The sequence below is a fragment of the Mycobacteroides salmoniphilum genome (assembly GCF_004924335.1).
GTDB lineage: Bacteria > Actinomycetota > Actinomycetes > Mycobacteriales > Mycobacteriaceae > Mycobacterium > Mycobacterium salmoniphilum.
The window spans coordinates 688,830-706,583 of record NZ_CP024633.1 but is presented as its reverse complement, the minus strand read 5'-3'; the positions used below and the strand labels follow the sequence as shown (position 1 = coordinate 706,583).

Here is a 17,754-nt window from a genome sequence, read left to right as displayed (position 1 = left end):
GACTACTCGATCACCCCGTGCATACCGAAGTCGTCGAGCGTCTCGGTCAGCAGGCCGGTCAGGTCGGCGCGTGTCTCGATCACGCCGGGTTGGTACGCGACAACGGCCAGGAAGACCCTCTCGTTGACCCTCCCGGATGCGACGAAGAGCTGCCCGTAGGTGCTCAGCACCTTATCCGGCCGCACCCGCCGCTCGGCCAGTTTGCAGTAGACGTAATCGGCGTGGGTCCCGTCCGGGCGATTCACGTCGGGATCCAGCGGCCCGACGTTCGAGCATCCCACCGGATAGTCACCGTATTCCAGTGCCACATCAGCCAATCGGCGTGCAGCAGCCTTGGGGATGAAGGGAGTCAGCGGTAGCAGTGCCCACTTTTCGTCGGGTGCGTCCCGCAGTCCGGAGAGCACCTCCTTGGTCGCTCTGCGGATTCCGCGTAGATCGGTGGTCAGGTCGGCTGGGTCGACCGCGAACATCACCGAGGTCATGGCGTTGGCACGATGATCCCCGTCAGTGCGCTCATTGACGGGCATCGACAGCGTCACCCGGCCGTCCGGGCCGAGCCTGCCCACCTTGGTGGCGAGCTGACCGGCAAACGCACCGACTAGCGAGTTACTGGTACCGCCACGGCCGTGCGCGTGTGCGTCCCAATGGGTCTCGTCCAGATACACGGTCACCGCCGGGATCTGTTCGATGTGCGCCTCAGTCGCGGGCCGGCCCGCATGTTTGATGTCCTGGCGCCGCGCGCTCAACATCTTGGTGGCCTTGCGGAAGGCCCGTGCGGTATCGGGCAGGTCACGCCTGGTACGCCGCAAGTCTTCCCGCACGCTACGCAAGCGCGTGCGTGCCTGTGGTGTCTCGTAGCCCAACGGGACTACCGCATCGTTGACCGCATCGGCGATGGCCCGGCACATGCCCACGCCGTCGGCGATGCTGTGCGAGACCACCAGGCTCACCGCGGTGGCGCCATCGGTGAATCGGGTGACACCGAGTCGCCAGGACGGACCGTGTTCAGGATCGACGGGGAGCTGGGCATGCCGGTGCACCCAATCCTGCAGTTCGGCGCGCGGCAAGGGCGCGAGCTCGACATCGATGGGATGGCACGCCGGGTCGAGCACCCAGCGATGACGACCAAAAGGCACCCGGGAACGTTCGATGCGGCGGCCGAACAGTCCCTGGCCGAGATTGGCATGGAATCTGCGCAACCGGTCGGTATCGATATCGCGTTCGTACACCCAGACCATCTGTCCCAGCGTCGACAGCTCGGTGGCTCGCAGCCCCAGGAAGGACGCCTGATCGACGAAGTCCAAATGAGAGATCGGCAGGGTTGTGGTGCGCGGCGGGGCGTGAACCTCCGGGATCGTCGCCGTCACAGCGACTCTCCCGCCGGCGACACCCCCAACGTGCTGTAGAGCTCGTTGATCAGCCGCACACTACGAGGATCGGCATCCGCCTTGGTCACATCGAACTGGTTCATCACGTACGAGTAGCCGATGCGGTGCTCCAGGTCGACGAAGGCGTACGAACCACCAGACCCGCCGTGCCCGAACGTCTTCTGATTGGGCCCGGCATAGCAGCGCTGGTTGAGCATGTAGCCCAGCCCCCATCCGTGGTTGGCCACCCGGGGGCCCAGCACCACATCGGGATCGAACCCGCCCTGCGACACCCGCACCACATCCATGTGGTCATGGCTGAGCAGCTTGCCGAGCGCCATCGCGTTGTAGAAGGTGGCCAGACCCAGCGCCGAAACGTGGGCATTGGTCCCGGGGAACTCCAGCGCCCGCCACAGGGCAATGTCCTTACGGGCAATCTCGTCGTCGGGGATGAAGTCACCCGAGATGAGCGGGCCCGCCAGCGGGTGATCACTCATGCAGTCGAATTCCCCGGGAGCACCGCGGAATACGTCGCGCAGGAACGGCTTGTTGATCAACTCCGCGCACCGATGGTGCTCGCTGTGCGGCAGTCCGACGTGTACATCGAGGCCGTACGGCTCGGCGATCTCGGTACGCAGGAACTGCCCGAGCGTCTGACCGGTGGTCCGACGGACGACCTCGCCCAGGATGAACCCGAACGTCGCCATGTGGTAGCCCTGCGCGGTTCCGGGCTCCCACCACGGCGTCGCCCTCGCGATGTGTTCGCACACCTCGTCCCAGTTGGCGGCCTGCTCCGGCGTCAGCCGGGTGCGCGGTCCAATCACACCCGAGCGATGCCCAAGCACCATGGCCAGCGTGATGGATTCCTTTCCGGCCTGGCCGAATTCGGGCCAGTACCGGGCGACCGGCGCATGCAGGTCGAGCACGCCGCGCTCGACGAGCATATGGACGCAGGTGCTCATCAATCCCTTGGTCCCGGAGTAGACCGGCGCCAAGGTGTCCTCGGTCCAGGGACGGGTGCGCGCCTCATCGGCCCAGCCGGCCCACAGATTGACGACGAGCTCACCGTCGACCCAGATCGCGACAGCGGCGCCCAACTCGTCGTTCTCCAAAAAATTCAGTGCGAATGCGCGCCGGACGTTGTCGAAATCCGGTGAGCTGGTTCCGTTCACCGCGATGTCAAGGCTTGTGCTCATGACAATGCCTTCCTTTCAGGTACTGCCCAATGCTGCGGGGTGCGGCTGCGATGCCGCGGTTTCAGGAAACGAACTGTGACTGCGCGACACGCTGGTAAACCATGCGGGCCACTTCCAGATAGCGCGACACAGATTCACGGGCGACTGCGTTGTCGGGGAACGAGATCGTCAGGTTGGTTTCGTTCTCAAACCTGTTGACCCACATACACACCTGATCGGAAGAACGGCTGTCCCCGTAGATTCCGCCATTGATTCGATCCCATTCGGCACTGACCGGGATCTTGCGCGCGTCCAGGAAGGACACCATCGGCACCACATAGTCCGGGGCGGTCAACCCCGACTCCGGACCCGCGAGCTCCAAGGCACGCTCAAAAGGAACCTTGGCCAGCGGCTGGCATTCGTCGAACGACTTCTGCGCGGACCGTGCGACCCGTGCGAAGGAAGCCTCCGACATATCGACCACGAAGGGAATGAAGCTCGCGTACCAACCCACCGACATCTGCTCCTCGGCAGTGCCGCGCGTGTCATACGGGGTAATGCCGTAGAAGGCATCGGCGCCAGTGAGCTCGCGGTCGATCAGTGCGGTACACGCGAATACACCACCACTGAAGCGCACACCCGCCTGTTCACAAGCCTTTTCGAACGCCACCGTCTCCTCGGCGTCCAGTAGCGGAGTAGCGACCATGCCACCGACGTGCGGCACGGAACGGTCGCCGAGCGGCAAAACGAAGTCCGGCAGGGTGCCACCGTTATCCCGCGCGTACCGGAGCCAGGTCTGCACCTCGAACGAATCCAGGGTCATGGCCTGGTTGTGCGCACGTTCGCGGGCGGAGAAATCCAGATAACCCGCGGGAGGTGGAAGCTGTAGCGCCGACCCGTGCACCAGGCTGGCGTACATCAACTGGATCTCGACATAGATGATCCCGGTCGACATGCCGTCGGTATGCAGATGATCGACACTGATGTACACCGTGAAGTGGTCCGCGCGCTGAATCACCCCAAAGGTGAAGCAATCCCACGAGAGCGGAGTGCCCGACGTGCGCAGCAGGTGCGCACGGATCTCATCGGGGCCCTGCAGCCCATGATCCTGCGGCACGAAGTCGATGGTCTGCGGATCCCCGATCGCGTGCCGGACGATTGTGTCGGCCGTGTCGAACTCGAACCATGAGTGGTAGGTGTCGTGCCGACGCAGGTGCGCGTTGATCGCCGCGGTCATGGCATCGATATCGCACACGCCGGGGACGTCCCAGGATCCGATGCCCAGCCGTGCCATCTCGCGGTCCTGGCGGGCCAGATCCCGGTAGGAGCGCACATGCTGGGCTTGTTGATAGCTCGGCGGCACCAGGCTGGCGGGCGCTTGCGCAGCGGCCTGGCGGGCGCGTGGCGACGCACTCCAGGAGATGACGGTTCCCGGCTTGGGACGCCAATCGTGGATCGTTCCGAGTGCAACCATCGTCTCTATCCCTGCTCAGCGATCTTGAATACGGGCCGAACCAAATTCGACCTAGCTGCCACAATGTCAGTGGCAAAGACATTACTCATTGCGGGCAGCGTAGCGAACAAATATCTCGCAAAGGTACGTTCCAACAAAGAAATAGCGAGTGAACTGTGGGTAACGTCGCGTTACGCCGTATTTCAGCAACTTCTCGAAAGTCTTACGGTAAACCAATTCCAGCAAATATAACTACCGTATCGAAATACCCTATGACCAGGCAATCCATGTCTGGTTACGCGAAGTACCAATAACTATGTTTGTAGTGACACCAGAGAACCTACGTGATGACGCACAAATTCTGTGGGCCACCACCCTTGGCTACCCGCACTGTGTCGTACGCCACGCGGCGCGCGGCGACATTTCTGACTGCTAGCTCTAAAACTACCGAATTCGCCAGGGGTTCAACGGTTGTTGACACCGGGTCTGATGCGTCGCCACCCGAATCTCACGAAAAATTTGACCCCACAACGCACCTCAGCCGCCCACCCCGAAGGGTGAGCGGCTGAGGTTGTTGTCGAGCCCTGTCTACGCGTCCAGGAGCGACGCGGGCGGGTTGAAGCGGTCACCGTACTTGGCGGCCAATTCCTTTGCGCGAGCCACGAACCCGGCCTTGCCCTTTCCGGCGGGACCCTCGTACCCGACGATGTACTGGTGCACACCGCCGGTCCAGGGCGGGAAGCCGATGCCGAAGATCGAGCCGATGTTGGCGTCAGCGGTCGAGGTCAACACGCCCTCGTCGAAGCACTTCTGCGTTTCGATGGCCTCCGCGAACAGCATGCGCTCGATGAGGTCCTGCAGCGGCGGGTTGGCCGCGTCAGATCCCAGACGGGTGTTGAACGTCGTGCGCAGGCCGGGCCACAGCTCGGTGCGCTTGCCGTCCACGTAGTCGTAGAAACCAGCGCCACCCAGACGACCTGGACGACCCGCCTCGACCAGCGTGTCGATGACACGGCCCGCCGGATCGTCCGGCAGTTCCTTGCCCTCGGCCTTGGCGGCCTCGACGGTCTCCTTGCGGATCTTCTGCATCAGCGTCAGGTTCAGCTCATCCGACAGCTGCAGCGGCGGGGCCGGGTATCCGGCCTGGCTGCCGGCCTGCTCGATGGTCGAGGGCTCGATGCCCTCGGCCAGCATCGCGACGGCCTCGTTGACGAAGGTGCCGATGACACGTGAGGTGAAGAAGCCACGGCTGTCGTTGACGACGATCGGGGTCTTCTTGATGGCCAGCACGTAGTCGAACACCCGGGCCAGCGCCTCATCAGAGGTCTTCTCACCGCGGATGATTTCCACCAGCGGCATCTTGTCGACCGGCGAGAAGAAGTGGATACCGATGAAGTCTTCCTGACGCTTCACACCCGCTGCCAGACCCGTGATGGGCAGGGTGGAGGTGTTGGAGCCGAGAAGCGCGTTGGGCTCGACGATGTCCTCGATCTCCTGGAACACCTTGTGCTTGAGCTCGGTGTTCTCGAAGACCGCCTCGACCACGAAGTCCACACCTGCCAGATCGGCAGGATCGGCGGTCGGGGTGATCTTGGCCAGCAGTGCCGCCGACTTCTCCGCGGTGGTCTTGCCACGCGAAAGAGCCTTCTCCTCAATCTTTTCCGAGTAGGCCTTGCCCTTTTGAGCTGCCTCCGCCGAAACGTCCTTCAGGACGACGTCATAGCCGGCCTTGGCCGAGACGTACGCGATACCGGCACCCATCATGCCCGCACCCAGCACACCGATCTTCTTGATCTCCCGCTTGGCGATGCCGTCCGGGCGTGATCCGCCGCCGTTGATGGTCTGCAGGTCAAAGAAGAACGCCTGCGTCATGTTCTTGGCGACCTGGCCGGTGGTCAGGCTGGTGAAGTAGCGGCTCTCGATACGGCTGGCCGTATCGAAGTCCACCTGGGCACCCTCGACCGCGGCGGCCAGGATGGCCCGCGGGGCCGGCATCGGCGCGCCCTTGAGCTGCTTCTTCAGGTTCGACGGGAACGACGGCAGGATGGCCGCCAGCGCCGGGGTGGCCGGGGTGCCGCCAGGAATCTTGTAGCCCTTGACATCCCAGCGCTGCACGGCCTCGGGGTTGGCCTTGACCCATGCCTTGGCGGCGGGGATCAACTCATCAACGGAGCCAACCAGCTCGTCGATCAGGCCGACTTCCTTGGCCTTGGTCGGGTTGAAGCGGGTGCCCTGCGCCAGCACGGTGACGAAGCCGTTCTGGATGCCGAGCATGCGGGTAACCCGGGTGACACCGCCGCCGCCGGGCAGCAGACCCAGCGATACCTCGGGCAGACCGATCTGAGATCCCTTGACATCGGCGGCAATCCGGTAATGGGTGGCCAACGCGATCTCCAGGCCACCACCGAGGGCGGCGCCATTGATGGCTGCCACGACCGGGCGACCGAAGGTCTCCAGCGTGCGCAGGTCCTTCTTGATCTCCTCGACCTCGTTGAAGGCCTCCTGAGCGTGCTCTGGCTGGATCTGGATGATCTTGGTGAGGTCACCACCGGCGAAGAAGGTCTTCTTGGCGCTGGTGATCACCACGCCGGTGATCGAATCCTTCTCTTCCACAAGGCGCTTGACGGCCGCAGCCATCGACTGCTTGTAGTCGTCGTTCATCACGTTGGCCGAGCCGTTGGGGTCGTCCAAGGTAAGGGTAACGATGCCGTCGGCATCCTTTTCCCACTGAATTGTGTTTGCACTCATTGGTTCTGGCTCCTCTTGTCTTATCCGGCTCAGACTCGCTCGATGATGGTGGCCACACCCATGCCGCCACCGACACACAGGGTGATGAGGGCGCGACGGAGGCCACGGCGCTCGAGCTCGTCGACCATGGTTCCGGTGATCATGGCGCCGGTGGCACCTAGCGGGTGGCCCATGGCGATGGCGCCGCCGTTCACGTTGAGCTTCTCGTCCGGGATGTTCAGGTCCTTCTGGAACTTCAGGACCACCGAGGCGAACGCCTCGTTGAGCTCGAACAGATCGATGTCGTCCACGGTCAGGCCGGCGCGGTCGAGCACCTTCTGGGTGGCGGGCGTGGGGCCGGTCAACATGATGAGCGGCTCGCTACCGGTGGTGGCGGTCGCCACGACCCGGGCACGCGGGGTCAGACCCTGCGACTTACCGGCTTCTTCGGAGCCGACAAGCACCAGAGCGGCGCCATCGACGATGCCCGAGCTGTTACCACCGGTGTGCACGTGGTTGATCTTCTCGACGTAGGTGTACTTGATGCGCGCCACGTCGTCGAACCCGCCGAGTGCGGCCAGGCCCTCGAAGGCGGGCTTCAACTTGCCCAGGTCCGCGGCAGTGGTGCCCGGACGCATGTGCTCGTCGTGGTCCAGGATGAGCAGACCGTTCTGGTCCTTCACCGGCACAACAGACTTGGCGAAGTAACCGCCGGACCACGCAGCTGCGGCACGGTCCTGCGAGCGGGCGGCGTAGGCGTCGACGTCATCACGGGTGAAGCCCTCGATGGTGGCGATCAGGTCGGCACCAATGCCCTGCGGCACGAAGGACACGTCGTAGTTGGTGGCCGGGTCCGACGCCCAGGCGCCGCCATCGCTGCCCATCGGGACGCGCGACATGGATTCCACACCACCGGCGAGTACCAGGTCGTCCCAACCGGAACGGACCTTCTGGGCCGCGACATTGACGGCTTCCAGGCCGGAGGCACAGAAGCGGTTGAGCTGCACGCCACCGACGGTGTCGGGCAGGCCTGCCGCCAGCACCGCGGTACGGGCAATGTCGCCGCCCTGGTCGCCGACGGGTGCCACGACGCCGAGCACGACGTCGCTGATCAGGTTCTCGTCCAGGTCGGGGAAGCGGCGGCGGATCTCGTCGATCAGGCCAACCACCAGGTTCAGCGGCTTGACCTCGTTGAGGGCGCCGCCGCGCTGCTTACCGCGAGGCGTGCGGATGGCCTCGTAGATGAATGCTTCAGTCATGGGTATACGTCCTTATAGGGAGGTGCGTATGGGGCATGTGGTGCAAGCGCCCCGGCCTGTGAATCCGGGTTGACTCCGGGTCAGTTTCGCCGAGACAGCCCTACGTTAGACCAGGGTGGCCTCCCCATGGTAAGCAGCCCTCCCAACCCGTTGGTTGGGAATGGGGTGCCGGTACGCTGGCAGTGTGCTGTGGACCCGGTCTCGACCACTAAGACGCGTGATCATCGGGGCTATCGCGGCTCTTTCAATATTCGCCGTGTGGTCGGCGTGGGAGTGGGGCCATGGTCGTCGAGTTCCATGGGACCGCGATCCTCAGCCGCCACCATCCGCGTTCATCGATCGCACCCCGCTACCCAGCTGCGGGTCTTACACCTTCGGCTTCCGCGATCGTGCCGCGCCCGCTCCACAGCGCGATTGCATGAACAACGGCAGGGCCTCGGGCCTCGGCGCCGAGCTGAAGATCGTCCAGCCCACGACCGAGGGAGATCCCGTCACCACCTACTACCGGGTGTTCTCCCCACAGCAGAGGACCGAGGTCTTTGTGGACTACTCCGGCGATCAGTTCAGCAATTTCGGCTGGAGTCATTTCTTCTGCTGGACCACACCCATCGACTACTCGCCAGACCCCAGCTGCCCCGACCCCAAACTGCAGCCCGACCGGTAACCCCTGGGGTCAGACCCCAGTCGAATGCGCGCTTTGCGGTGCTTTTCGACGAGATTTCACCGAAATCTTCCGCGGTCGACCCGAAGGCGGCAAGTCTGGAGCGATGCTCAAAAGACTCTGCACCTCGTCGGTGATCCTGGCTGCCATCGCCGCAGGATGTCCTCCGCTGGCGCAGGCCGAGCCAGAACCGCTCAGCCCCGACATCGCGTTCGAACAACGGCCGGCGCTGCACAACTGCGGCAGGCTGCGCATGCTGCCGCCGTCACACGAGATCCCACCGGACTATCTGGACTGCATGCGCCAGGCCCGCGCCGCCGGCACCGGTGCCGAACTGGTGACCACGATCGCGAACTTCTTTCTCGAGGACACCACCACGTATTACCGGGTGTACAGCGCGGACCGGGACGTGGAGGTCTTCGTGGACAGCCATGACCGAGGCAATCCGGGCCTCAGTCACTACTTCTGCCCCATCCCGGGCACCGACCTGTCCTTCGAACCGCCCAGCTGCTAGATCCGGCGGTAGGCTGCCCGGCATGAAGCCGGGTAACACCGAAGACGGGCCAGCGTGAACCCGAAGACCGTCAACCGGTTGCGCCCTTTCGGCGCAACGATCTTCGCCGAAATGTCGGCGCTCGCGGTCCGCCACGACGCGATCAATCTGGGCCAGGGATTCCCCGATGAAGACGGCCCAGCGTCCATGCTCGATGCGGCGCAGCAGGCCATCCGTTCCGGTCTCAACCAATATCCACCGGGGCTCGGCACCCCCGAACTGCGCCGGGCCATCGCCGCCGATCGGCTCGCCCGCTACGGCGAGGAGCTCGATCCGGACACACAGGTTCTGGTGACCGTCGGCGCCACCGAGGCGATCGCGGGTGCACTCCTGGGCCTCGTCGAGCCCGGCTCCGAGGTCATTCTGATCGAGCCGTACTACGACTCGTACGCGGCCGCGGTGGCTATGGCAGGCGCCATTCGTGTCCCGGTACCGCTCGTTCCCGACGGTGCGGGCTTCGCCCTGGATACCCACGCGCTCGCGGCCGCCATCACCCCCCGGACCGCGGCACTGGTCATCAATTCCCCGCATAACCCGACGGGCAAGGTGTTCACCGACGGCGAGCTGGCACGGGTTGCCGAGCTCGCGGTCGAGCACGATCTGCTGGTCATTTCCGACGAGGTGTATGAGCGGCTGCTCTTCGATGGGCGCACGCAGACCCCGATGGCCAGCCTGCCCGGGATGGCCGATCGCACGGTCACGATCTCCAGCGCCGCCAAGACCTTCAACTGCACCGGCTGGAAGATCGGCTGGGCTTGTGGCTCAGCGGAATTGGTCGCGGGCGTGCGCGCCGCCAAGCAGTTCCTTACCTATGTCGGCGGAGCACCCTTTCAGCCCGCGGTGGCAGTGGCCCTGGATACCGAACAGACCTGGGTGAAGAACCTGCGAGAGTCATTGCAGCGCAGGCGCAATCGCCTCTCCGAGGCACTGACCGGCTTGGGATTCGAGGTGCACAGCAGCGAGGGCGGGTACTTCGTCTGCGCGGATCCGCGGCCCCTGGGGTTCAACGACAGCGCCGAGCTCTGTCGGCGCCTACCGGAAACCGTTGGCGTGGCCGCGGTTCCGGTAAGCGCCTTCTGCGATCCCAATACCGGAACAGCCGATCAATGGAATCACCTGGTGCGGTTCACCTTCGCCAAGCGCGACGCGGTGATCGACGAGGCGATATCCCGCTTGGCGCGACTAGGAGGTTAGGCCCGCCGCGACCGCGTCCGGACGCTGGCGCGCCTTGGCCAGCCCCGGCAGGATCTTGATGAACTCGGTAATCTCCCCCACCGCGCGGCGGGCGTCTGGGTTCGTCGCCGCGAACACCTGAAACACGTGAATCGCGCGGTCAAAGATCTGCAACCGCACCGGAACCCCTGCCGCGACAAGACGTTCCGCGAACAGTTCGGAGTCGGGCCGCAGCGCCTCCTGCGAACCCACCTGCAGCAGGAACGGGCCCAGTCCGGCCAGGTCGGCGTCGGCCGGGCACGCTCCCGGCTCGCGCGCGCCATTGCGCAGCAGGAACACATCGTTGATCATCTTCAGGAAGTTCACGGGGAACATGGCATCGCCAACACGTTTGACGGCTGCGTACTTCGGCTCCATGTCATTGTTGGTGGCCGCCGAGATCAGCACACACCCCGCGGGCGGCCGCAGGCCCTGATCCCGCACCGCGATAGCGATCATGGCCGCCAGGAATCCACCGGCCGAATCACCCGCGAGCACGATGTTGTCCGGATCGACGCCCTGACTCAGCACGTAGCGGTACGCATCGACGCCGTCGGCGACGGCATCTTCGACCAGATTGCGCGGGCACAACCGGTAGCCCACGCTCAGCGCCCGCGCACCGGAGTCACGCGCGATATGGCTCACCAACGGTCGATGGCTGTTGATCCCCAACGCGATGAACGCCGATCCATGGAAGTAGATGACCACCGGGGCGTCTGGCCCCGGCTCATTCTTGGCGTTCCACGTCCATTCAGCTTCGCAATTCGGCAGCTGAACACGCTCGGTGCGGGTTCCGGACACGCCCGGCACCCAGCCCATGAGACGTTCCAGTCCGTCGTATCGCCGGTTCAACAGGGCATCAGGGAACCGACGGTTGACGGCCAGCATCAGCCGGGTCAACGCGTAGAGTCCCGGCTTGCCCACCGCCTTGAACAGGTACGTCTCGGCCACCGAATGCCAATTGGCCTTGCCCATCCACTCCGGCCCCGCATAGGTAACGGCGGCCAGCCGGGATTCGGCGGCATGTCGGGCGCTGGTCATCGAGCCTCCTCGTAGCGTCATTGCTTTGGAGCGAGACTACCAGTACCTAGTACTAGCAATCTCGGCTAAATCACCAGCCGATATCGGAGAGCTCGGTCGTGTCCTTCGGCGACGCCTCGATGGGCCCACTGGGCGTCCGCGAGAAGCGCGGGGCCGGCGCGGCCTGCGTCACTCCGTTGACCTCGACGATGGTGCCGCGCTCGCGCAGATGCCCATTCTGCTTGGCCTCGCCCCAGGTGAGCACCGGTGACACACAGGCATCGGTGCCGATGAAGATCTCGGTCCACTCATCGCGGGTCTTGGTCTTGAACGCGTCGTCGAACATCTTGCGCATCTCGGGGTAACGCGCCTTGTCGAGCTGGAACGGAACGCTCTCGGGATCCAGTCCCAGGCCGTGGACCAGGATCGCGAAGAACTGCGGCTCGATCGATCCCACCGCCATGTATTTACCGTCGGAGGTCTCATAGGTGCCGTAGAACGGCGCCCCACCGTCGAGCAGACCAGACTCACGCTCATCGAACAGCAGACCGTTGTTGTACATCGTCCATTGCATCTGGGCCAGCTGGCTGACGCCGTCGACCATCGCGCCATCGATGACCTGCCCCTTGCCCGACTTCTCACGCTCGTACAGTGCGGCCAGGATGCCCTGCACCAAAAGCATTGAGCCACCGCCGAAGTCGGCGACCAAGTTCATCGGCGGCATCGGCGGCCGGTCCTTGTAGCCCATCGAGCCCAGGGCGCCGGTCAGCGACAGGTAGTTGATGTCGTGCCCCGCGCGGTCGGCCATCGGGCCGTGCTGGCCCCAGCCCGTCATCCGGGCGAAAATCAGCCGCGGGTTGCGCGTGGCGCACTCCTCGGGGCCGATCCCGATGCGCTCGCACACACCGGGCCGAAATGGGTCCAGCAGGACATCGGCCTTGTCGACGAGCGCGAGCAGCCCTTCGGGGTCCTTCTTGACGTCCAGGTTGACCAGGCGCTTGCCGCGGTGGAAGAGATCGGCCTCCTCAGCGGGGATCGCAAGCCCGCCCGGACGACGGACCCGGATGACGTCTGCCCCCAAGTCGGACAACATCATCGCCGCGTGCGGCCCGGGGCCGATGCCACCGAGCTCGATCACCTTTACGCCCGCAAGGGGGCCTGTCTTGACGCCAGTGTCAGCCATGGGGGTCACCCTAACCAGTCAACCCGTTGGTTGGGAAGTGTGGCTAGAGCGACGAGGAGATGGCCGGTGACGAGGTTTGCGCGGGCGCCGGGGCCGGTGTGGGGGTCGGGAAGTTGGGGATCACCGGTCGCGACGTGCTCGGTGCCGCCGGAGCGTCCGACGCCGGTGGTGGCGCGGGCGGCGGCGTGAACTCGTAGGCAGGCAGCGGAGCGGGTGGCGGATCGTCGTCGCCCTCACGCCAGTGCGTCGAGCGGTACAGGTCGATCACCTTGCCCAGATCGTGTAGCCGTAACGCCGGTGGTCGGCCCCCACGCGCGTCCCGGATGCGCTGCGCCTCCCAGGCGACGAGGCATTGCGCCGTCGGCGTGTTGTACAGGCTTTCCAGGAAGGGGGTCAACGCCTTTGCGAGGTCACCCTCGGCCTTGAGGACGTCGTTCCGGTACGGGCCGTAGTACGGCAGGATCGCTTCGAGGACGCGCACCATGACGGTCTGGAATCGGGTGACGAACTGGTCGATCGCCCACGGATGCCGGGAGAGCAGCGGAGAGATGCGCGCCAGCACCGGTCCCATCATCTTCAGGATCGGTTCATAGGCCGTCGCCGGGGCGAACGCCTCCGAGGAGAACACGCCCGCCGCCGGTGCCACGTCGATCAGCGAGGCCAACCCACCCTGCTCGTCCGGGCCAGGTGCCGGCCAGCCGAAGGGGCAAGGCTGGGCGACGGAGATCGGAAGCCCACGGTCGGTCACCGACGGCAGTGCGCCAAATGGTCCCGCGGCCCGACCCGGTGGATGCGAGGGCACCTGGGGACGCGGTAGCGGCGCGATCAATTGCGGCCCCGGCGGCGGCACCGGGATCGGGATGGCGCCTTCGGGAATCGATCCGTCACGGTTCACGATCTGATACCCGACGATGGGCGCGCGCGCAGGCGAGTACGACAGCTGGGTAATGGCGGCCACGCTGCCGATCACGGTAATGGCCGCGAATGTCCTTACCGCGATACCGAATACGCGTTCCTTCGTGGGCCGCCGCTGCACGGAAGCGATCGGAGCCGTCTCTTCTGCGGGGGTCGGACTCATCGGTCTTTCACCACGCCTTCGAGGTGCCAGACTCCCGTGAAGCTGTTGAACGGACCACCCACGATGAGACTGGTCCAATCGAGCGTGAACTTCTTGGTGTCCTTGTCGTATGTACCGGTGGCCTTGGGGCTTTCGCCGTCCACGGAATCGCGGCCGACCCAGCGCCCCGCGACGAACTCCCACACCTGCTTGGCACGTGCCTCACCCGGAATCTGCGCCTGCTCTTTGGGTTTCGGCTTGGGCGCACCCTGATTGAACTCCTGGCGGTTCCACGAGGCGGCCCACGCGGACACATCAGCCGAGATCTTGTCGCCCGACACCGTGGCCGAGGGCGCCAAGAGTTCGCGTTGTGTCTGCGGGTCGATCTTGTTGGTGGAGATGCCGAATTCGATGTTGAAGAACTTCGTCGGCTGGGTTACCCGGGCGGCCAGGGAGTAGCCGGTGGCCTCGTCGAACGCCGGATTCGGCTCACCCTGATAGTCGCCCAGGACCAGCCCGCCATCCGTGCCCGGCGCGAGCAGTGTCGCGGCCCCCTGCGGTACAGGAGAATTGGCATTCGGCATGAAGGGACCCTCTTGGGGGTTGCCGCCCGGTTGCACCATCTTGAACCAGGTGCCGCTGAGCTTGTTCCCGTCGATCGTGCCGGGCTGCAAGGCCAGCAGCCCGGTGAGCGGGGACTCGGCCGGCTTCTCCGACCCACAGGCCGGAGCCGTCACCAGCACCGCTGCCGCCAGCGCCGCACAGAGAGTGCTGCGCATCATCGTTTTCTGGGCCACCGTGCGGCTCCTTTCACGTCAATAGCGGCAGCGGCCGCCAGTACACCGGGCACGAGGAAGAACCACCCGAAATAGTCGAATGATCGGAATCCGAGCGGGGCGGTGATCCGATCGAGCGCCACCACCCTGCCGAAGTTGTCCACGTTGTCGGCCATCACTCCGATCAGTGAGGCGAAATCCGCTGTCATGGGCTGCCATTGGGATACGAAGGCGTCGATACCCGGAACCGCGCGGGCCGGATCATGCTGCCGCAGATCGCCCAGGAATTGGGTGTCCAATTCTCCTTCCGCCGCGACCAGCACCACAAAATGCCGCTGCACCGCCGCCACCCGCTCGTGGGTCATGATCGGAGTGAACGCGTCAATGAGCTGGGCCCCCGCCGGGGCGCGCGAAAAGAGTCCGTCCGCGAATGGCACAGCGATCAGCACCGCGGCCGCGAGAACCGCGAGAATCCTTGCCCCGAAGGCTTTTTCACCGTCACGAGTTCGCCGAAGGCCCCACACACCCGCGCCGAGCAGAACCAGCCCCGGCACCGCCAGCAGAAACGGCAATACGTCGAACGGGCCCACCGCACGTAACTGCCCGTAGTTGTTCACCTGACCATCGACCGCATCAAGCAGACCGTTCATGTCCTGTCGAATCGACGGATACTGCGCGACAAAGACATCCAGTCGCTCGTAGCGCCCGCCCGCGACCGACCGCGTCGCCTGCACGTCGGCACGAGCGGCGTCGACGGTGTCGAGGTAACCGCGAAACTTGGCGAGCACCTCCGACGACACAAAGGGACGGAACTCCGTGAGCATCTGCTGGCCGCCCGCGGCACGTGTGAACATCCCGGTGCCCACCGGCAACGCGAACAGCAGCACACCAAGGACGATGAGCGCGACAAACGGCCAGCGGGGTCTGGGGGCCGGTCCGGCCTCAGCGACGACGGCGTCCTCGCCGACGATATCGGCATACGAAGGCAGGGCCGACTGAGATGTCTCAGCCAACCGCTCAGCGGCCACGGCTAAAGATCCGCTCCCCCACCACAAACAGGATTCCGCCACCGATCGCCACGAACACCAGCAGTGCGATGACCCACGGCGGAGTTATCGTGCGCGGGTTGTCATCAACGGGCAGCGCGATGAGCTGTTGGCCGGCCGACAGCGGTGGCGGTGCCGCGAGCTGTTGACCAGCTTGCACAACAACCTGCCCGGGGGCCGCCGGCGCGGCCACGGCGGGCGGTGCATCCGCCGCGGGTGGAGCACCCGGCGGCGGAGGGGGTGGCGGTTCGGCCACTGCTGCGCCACCGGCGCCGCCCCCGACCTTGCCGACCAGGTGCCACAGCCCGGTGAAGTCGTTGAACGGACCGCCCACGATCTGGCTGGTCCACTCAACGATGAAGGCTCCGGTATTGCTGTCGTAGGTGCCGGTCACCGGCGTGGTCTTACCGGGAAATGCGCCACCGGGTTTCGGCGATCCCTGGTTGAACACCTGGTTGTTCCAGGTCACGCCGAAGGCACTGAGATCGCCGCCGAGCTTGTTGCCACTCACCGTGATCTGCGGCGTGGCGGTGCCCTGACCGGTCTGCGGGTCGGTCTGGTTGGACGCGGTGGCAAACCCCACGCCGTAGAACTTGACCGGCTGGGTAATACTGCCGGACACCGCATTTCCGTTTCCGTCGAATGCGTTGCCGGGCTGCGGCTGATACTCGCCCGACTTCAGGCCACCGTCGGTACCCGGCGCCAGCAGCGTGACCGTGTTGTCCGAGCACGTCGAATCACCGTTGGCCAGGTACGGGCCGGACGCGTCACCGGCGGGCAAGATCATGCGGAAATAGGAGCCCGTGGCGCGACCCTCCGCGCAGCTTCCGGGCGCCAACGCGAACAGGCCGTTGAGCGGCGTCGCTGTATCGGCCACCGCCGGATAGGCGGCAGGTGACATCGCCGCGGCTGCCACAACGAGGGCGACCGTCGCGCGGCGGGTGAGATGCTTAATCATCGGTGTCCTATTGCAGGCTTATTGCACTGTTGCTCTGACCCGTAGCACGAGCTGGGAACGGCGCAAACGTATGAAGGTCCCGACCACGCGTCAATGGCAACGTCCAGCAAACGACATCCCGCCTGGTGGCGTTCCCGCAGGTGGTGGGCCTGCAACCCGGAGACCGCTCGTTCGATTCACCCCGAGCCGATTTGGGGCACATTCGTTTATCGCCGCAGGCCGGTGGTAGCTTCCTCGGCATGGCAACGGCCGGACGCGTGATTGCCGCGCTCCTGATGCTGCTGGCGTTCACCGGATGCTCTCGCACTCACAGTCCGCCACCCGCCACCACTCCGACACTGTCTCCTGACGGCTTCCCCCTGAGCATCCCGCACAAGTACGGCGGCGCGTTCCTCCCGACACGGCCCAACCGCGTGGTCACACTCGGATGGAACGACCAAGACCTCGTGCAGTCGTTGGGCACCAAACCCGTCGGCGTCCGGTCCGCACTGCCGGAGTACCCCATGTACCCCTGGGTCGTTCCGGAGGTCTCCTATCCCCCCGTCGTCTCAGGCGCGGAGCTGAATTTCGACGCTATCGCCGCCGCCAAGCCCGACGTCATCCTGGCCACCGGCGCCGATATCGACAGGCCCACCTATGACAGGCTGACCCGGATCGCACCAACCGTGGTCTCGGAGGACCGCCTCGATCGTGCTGAAACACCTTGGTATACACAGCTCTTCACCATCGGTCGCGCCATCGGCAAGTCCGATCAGGCGCGCATGCGATCCGAGGAGGTTGGCACCCGGTACAACCAGATACGCACCGGACACCAGCATTGGGTCAACCGAACCGCTGTCGTCGATTGGGTCGCCGACGGACAAGGGACCTTCCTGGTGGGGTTCCGCGATCCGCGCCGAGCGGTTTTCGACGGTCTGGGCTTCCTGAGCCAGCGATACGCCGGCCCGGTGCCCGATAGCGAGCTGAAGAAGAAAGCCGACGAGGACCTCCTGGTCGTGGTGGGAGCCACCGAGCAGCAGGCGAAGTCCATGGGTGGCCTTGCCGACCTGCGTGCGGTCACCGAGGGGCGCGCGGTCTACATCCCGGCGGACAGCCCAGTGGTGGACGCGCTCCGGCTCGGCGGCCCACTGGCTCGGATCTATGCCCTCGAACAACTGACACCCCAGCTCGAAAAGGCATTGAAGCCACCCCCTCCGCGATAACCGCCGCCCCCTCGTCGCACCCATGTCGACGAAGATCTGTGGCCCCCATCACTGCCGTGTTACGGTCCTATCGCTCGATTGAATCAACTGATAGACACCTTGTCG

15 protein-coding genes are annotated in these 17,754 nt (G+C 65.0%); 4 read left to right on the top strand and 11 right to left on the bottom strand.

What is annotated here, in order from left to right; translation table 11 throughout:
• Nucleotides 1-2 precede the first annotated feature (2 nt).
• The 5 genes from DSM43276_RS03570 to DSM43276_RS03550 all read right to left on the bottom strand — a co-directional run bounded on the left by DSM43276_RS03570 (nucleotide 3) and on the right by DSM43276_RS03550 (nucleotide 7,981).
• Entirely contained in the window at nucleotides 3-1,367 is a 1,365-nt protein-coding gene (locus DSM43276_RS03570) for a condensation domain-containing protein (RefSeq protein ID WP_078331506.1), read from the bottom strand.
• A complete protein-coding gene (locus DSM43276_RS03565; protein WP_078331507.1) occupies nucleotides 1,364-2,563 on the bottom strand; it encodes a serine hydrolase domain-containing protein in 1,200 nt (399 codons plus the stop codon). Before DSM43276_RS03565 ends, DSM43276_RS03570 begins: the two co-directional genes overlap by 4 nt.
• A gap of 61 nt (nucleotides 2,564-2,624) precedes the next feature.
• Entirely contained in the window at nucleotides 2,625-4,016 is a 1,392-nt protein-coding gene (locus DSM43276_RS03560; protein WP_078331508.1) for a condensation domain-containing protein, read from the bottom strand.
• A gap of 567 nt (nucleotides 4,017-4,583) precedes the next feature.
• Nucleotides 4,584-6,743, bottom strand: coding sequence for a 3-hydroxyacyl-CoA dehydrogenase NAD-binding domain-containing protein (locus tag DSM43276_RS03555; protein ID WP_078324829.1), 2,160 nt, complete (start codon nucleotides 6,741-6,743; stop codon nucleotides 4,584-4,586).
• Nucleotides 6,744-6,772: 29 nt separating this feature from the next.
• A complete protein-coding gene (locus DSM43276_RS03550) occupies nucleotides 6,773-7,981 on the bottom strand; it encodes an acetyl-CoA C-acetyltransferase (protein WP_070936623.1) in 1,209 nt (402 codons plus the stop codon).
• A gap of 256 nt (nucleotides 7,982-8,237) precedes the next feature.
• Between DSM43276_RS03550 and DSM43276_RS23510 the strand changes: the two genes are divergently transcribed.
• The 3 genes from DSM43276_RS23510 to DSM43276_RS03535 all read left to right on the top strand — a co-directional run bounded on the left by DSM43276_RS23510 (nucleotide 8,238) and on the right by DSM43276_RS03535 (nucleotide 10,389).
• On the top strand, nucleotides 8,238-8,645 hold the full coding sequence (locus DSM43276_RS23510) for a hypothetical protein (protein WP_234803127.1): 408 nt from the start codon (nucleotides 8,238-8,240) through the stop codon (nucleotides 8,643-8,645).
• Nucleotides 8,646-8,748: 103 nt separating this feature from the next.
• Nucleotides 8,749-9,156, top strand: coding sequence for a hypothetical protein (locus DSM43276_RS03540; RefSeq protein WP_078331510.1), 408 nt, complete (start codon nucleotides 8,749-8,751; stop codon nucleotides 9,154-9,156).
• 54 nt (nucleotides 9,157-9,210) lie between these two features.
• Nucleotides 9,211-10,389 (top strand): pyridoxal phosphate-dependent aminotransferase, encoded by a 1,179-nt coding sequence (locus DSM43276_RS03535; RefSeq protein WP_078331511.1) that lies wholly within the window; start codon nucleotides 9,211-9,213, stop codon nucleotides 10,387-10,389.
• Here the strand turns inward: DSM43276_RS03535 and DSM43276_RS03530 are convergent.
• The 6 genes from DSM43276_RS03530 to DSM43276_RS03505 all read right to left on the bottom strand — a co-directional run bounded on the left by DSM43276_RS03530 (nucleotide 10,378) and on the right by DSM43276_RS03505 (nucleotide 16,447).
• A complete protein-coding gene (locus DSM43276_RS03530) occupies nucleotides 10,378-11,448 on the bottom strand; it encodes an alpha/beta hydrolase (protein WP_078331512.1) in 1,071 nt (356 codons plus the stop codon). The genes DSM43276_RS03535 and DSM43276_RS03530 overlap by 12 nt on opposite strands.
• A 70-nt stretch (nucleotides 11,449-11,518) precedes the next feature.
• Nucleotides 11,519-12,610: a CaiB/BaiF CoA transferase family protein gene (locus DSM43276_RS03525; protein ID WP_078324823.1), complete on the bottom strand. Its 1,092-nt coding sequence runs from the start codon at nucleotides 12,608-12,610 to the stop codon at nucleotides 11,519-11,521.
• Between the two features lie 43 nt (nucleotides 12,611-12,653).
• The gene (locus DSM43276_RS03520; protein WP_078324822.1) at nucleotides 12,654-13,688 is read right to left on the bottom strand and encodes a hypothetical protein; all 1,035 of its coding nucleotides are present in this window, start codon (nucleotides 13,686-13,688) and stop codon (nucleotides 12,654-12,656) included.
• Nucleotides 13,685-14,449 (bottom strand): hypothetical protein, encoded by a 765-nt coding sequence (locus DSM43276_RS03515; RefSeq protein ID WP_078331513.1) that lies wholly within the window; start codon nucleotides 14,447-14,449, stop codon nucleotides 13,685-13,687. The genes DSM43276_RS03520 and DSM43276_RS03515 overlap by 4 nt, the downstream gene beginning before the upstream one ends.
• The gene (locus tag DSM43276_RS03510; protein ID WP_234803129.1) at nucleotides 14,446-15,297 is read right to left on the bottom strand and encodes a hypothetical protein; all 852 of its coding nucleotides are present in this window, start codon (nucleotides 15,295-15,297) and stop codon (nucleotides 14,446-14,448) included. Before DSM43276_RS03510 ends, DSM43276_RS03515 begins: the two co-directional genes overlap by 4 nt.
• A gap of 163 nt (nucleotides 15,298-15,460) precedes the next feature.
• Complete coding sequence (locus DSM43276_RS03505) at nucleotides 15,461-16,447, bottom strand: hypothetical protein (RefSeq protein ID WP_078324820.1); 987 nt, start codon at nucleotides 16,445-16,447, stop codon at nucleotides 15,461-15,463.
• A 239-nt stretch (nucleotides 16,448-16,686) separates the two neighbouring features.
• Here DSM43276_RS03505 and DSM43276_RS03500 point away from each other — a divergent pair, with 239 nt between their 5' ends.
• The gene (locus DSM43276_RS03500; protein WP_136628981.1) at nucleotides 16,687-17,649 is read left to right on the top strand and encodes an ABC transporter substrate-binding protein; all 963 of its coding nucleotides are present in this window, start codon (nucleotides 16,687-16,689) and stop codon (nucleotides 17,647-17,649) included.
• Nucleotides 17,650-17,754: the final 105 nt, after the last annotated feature.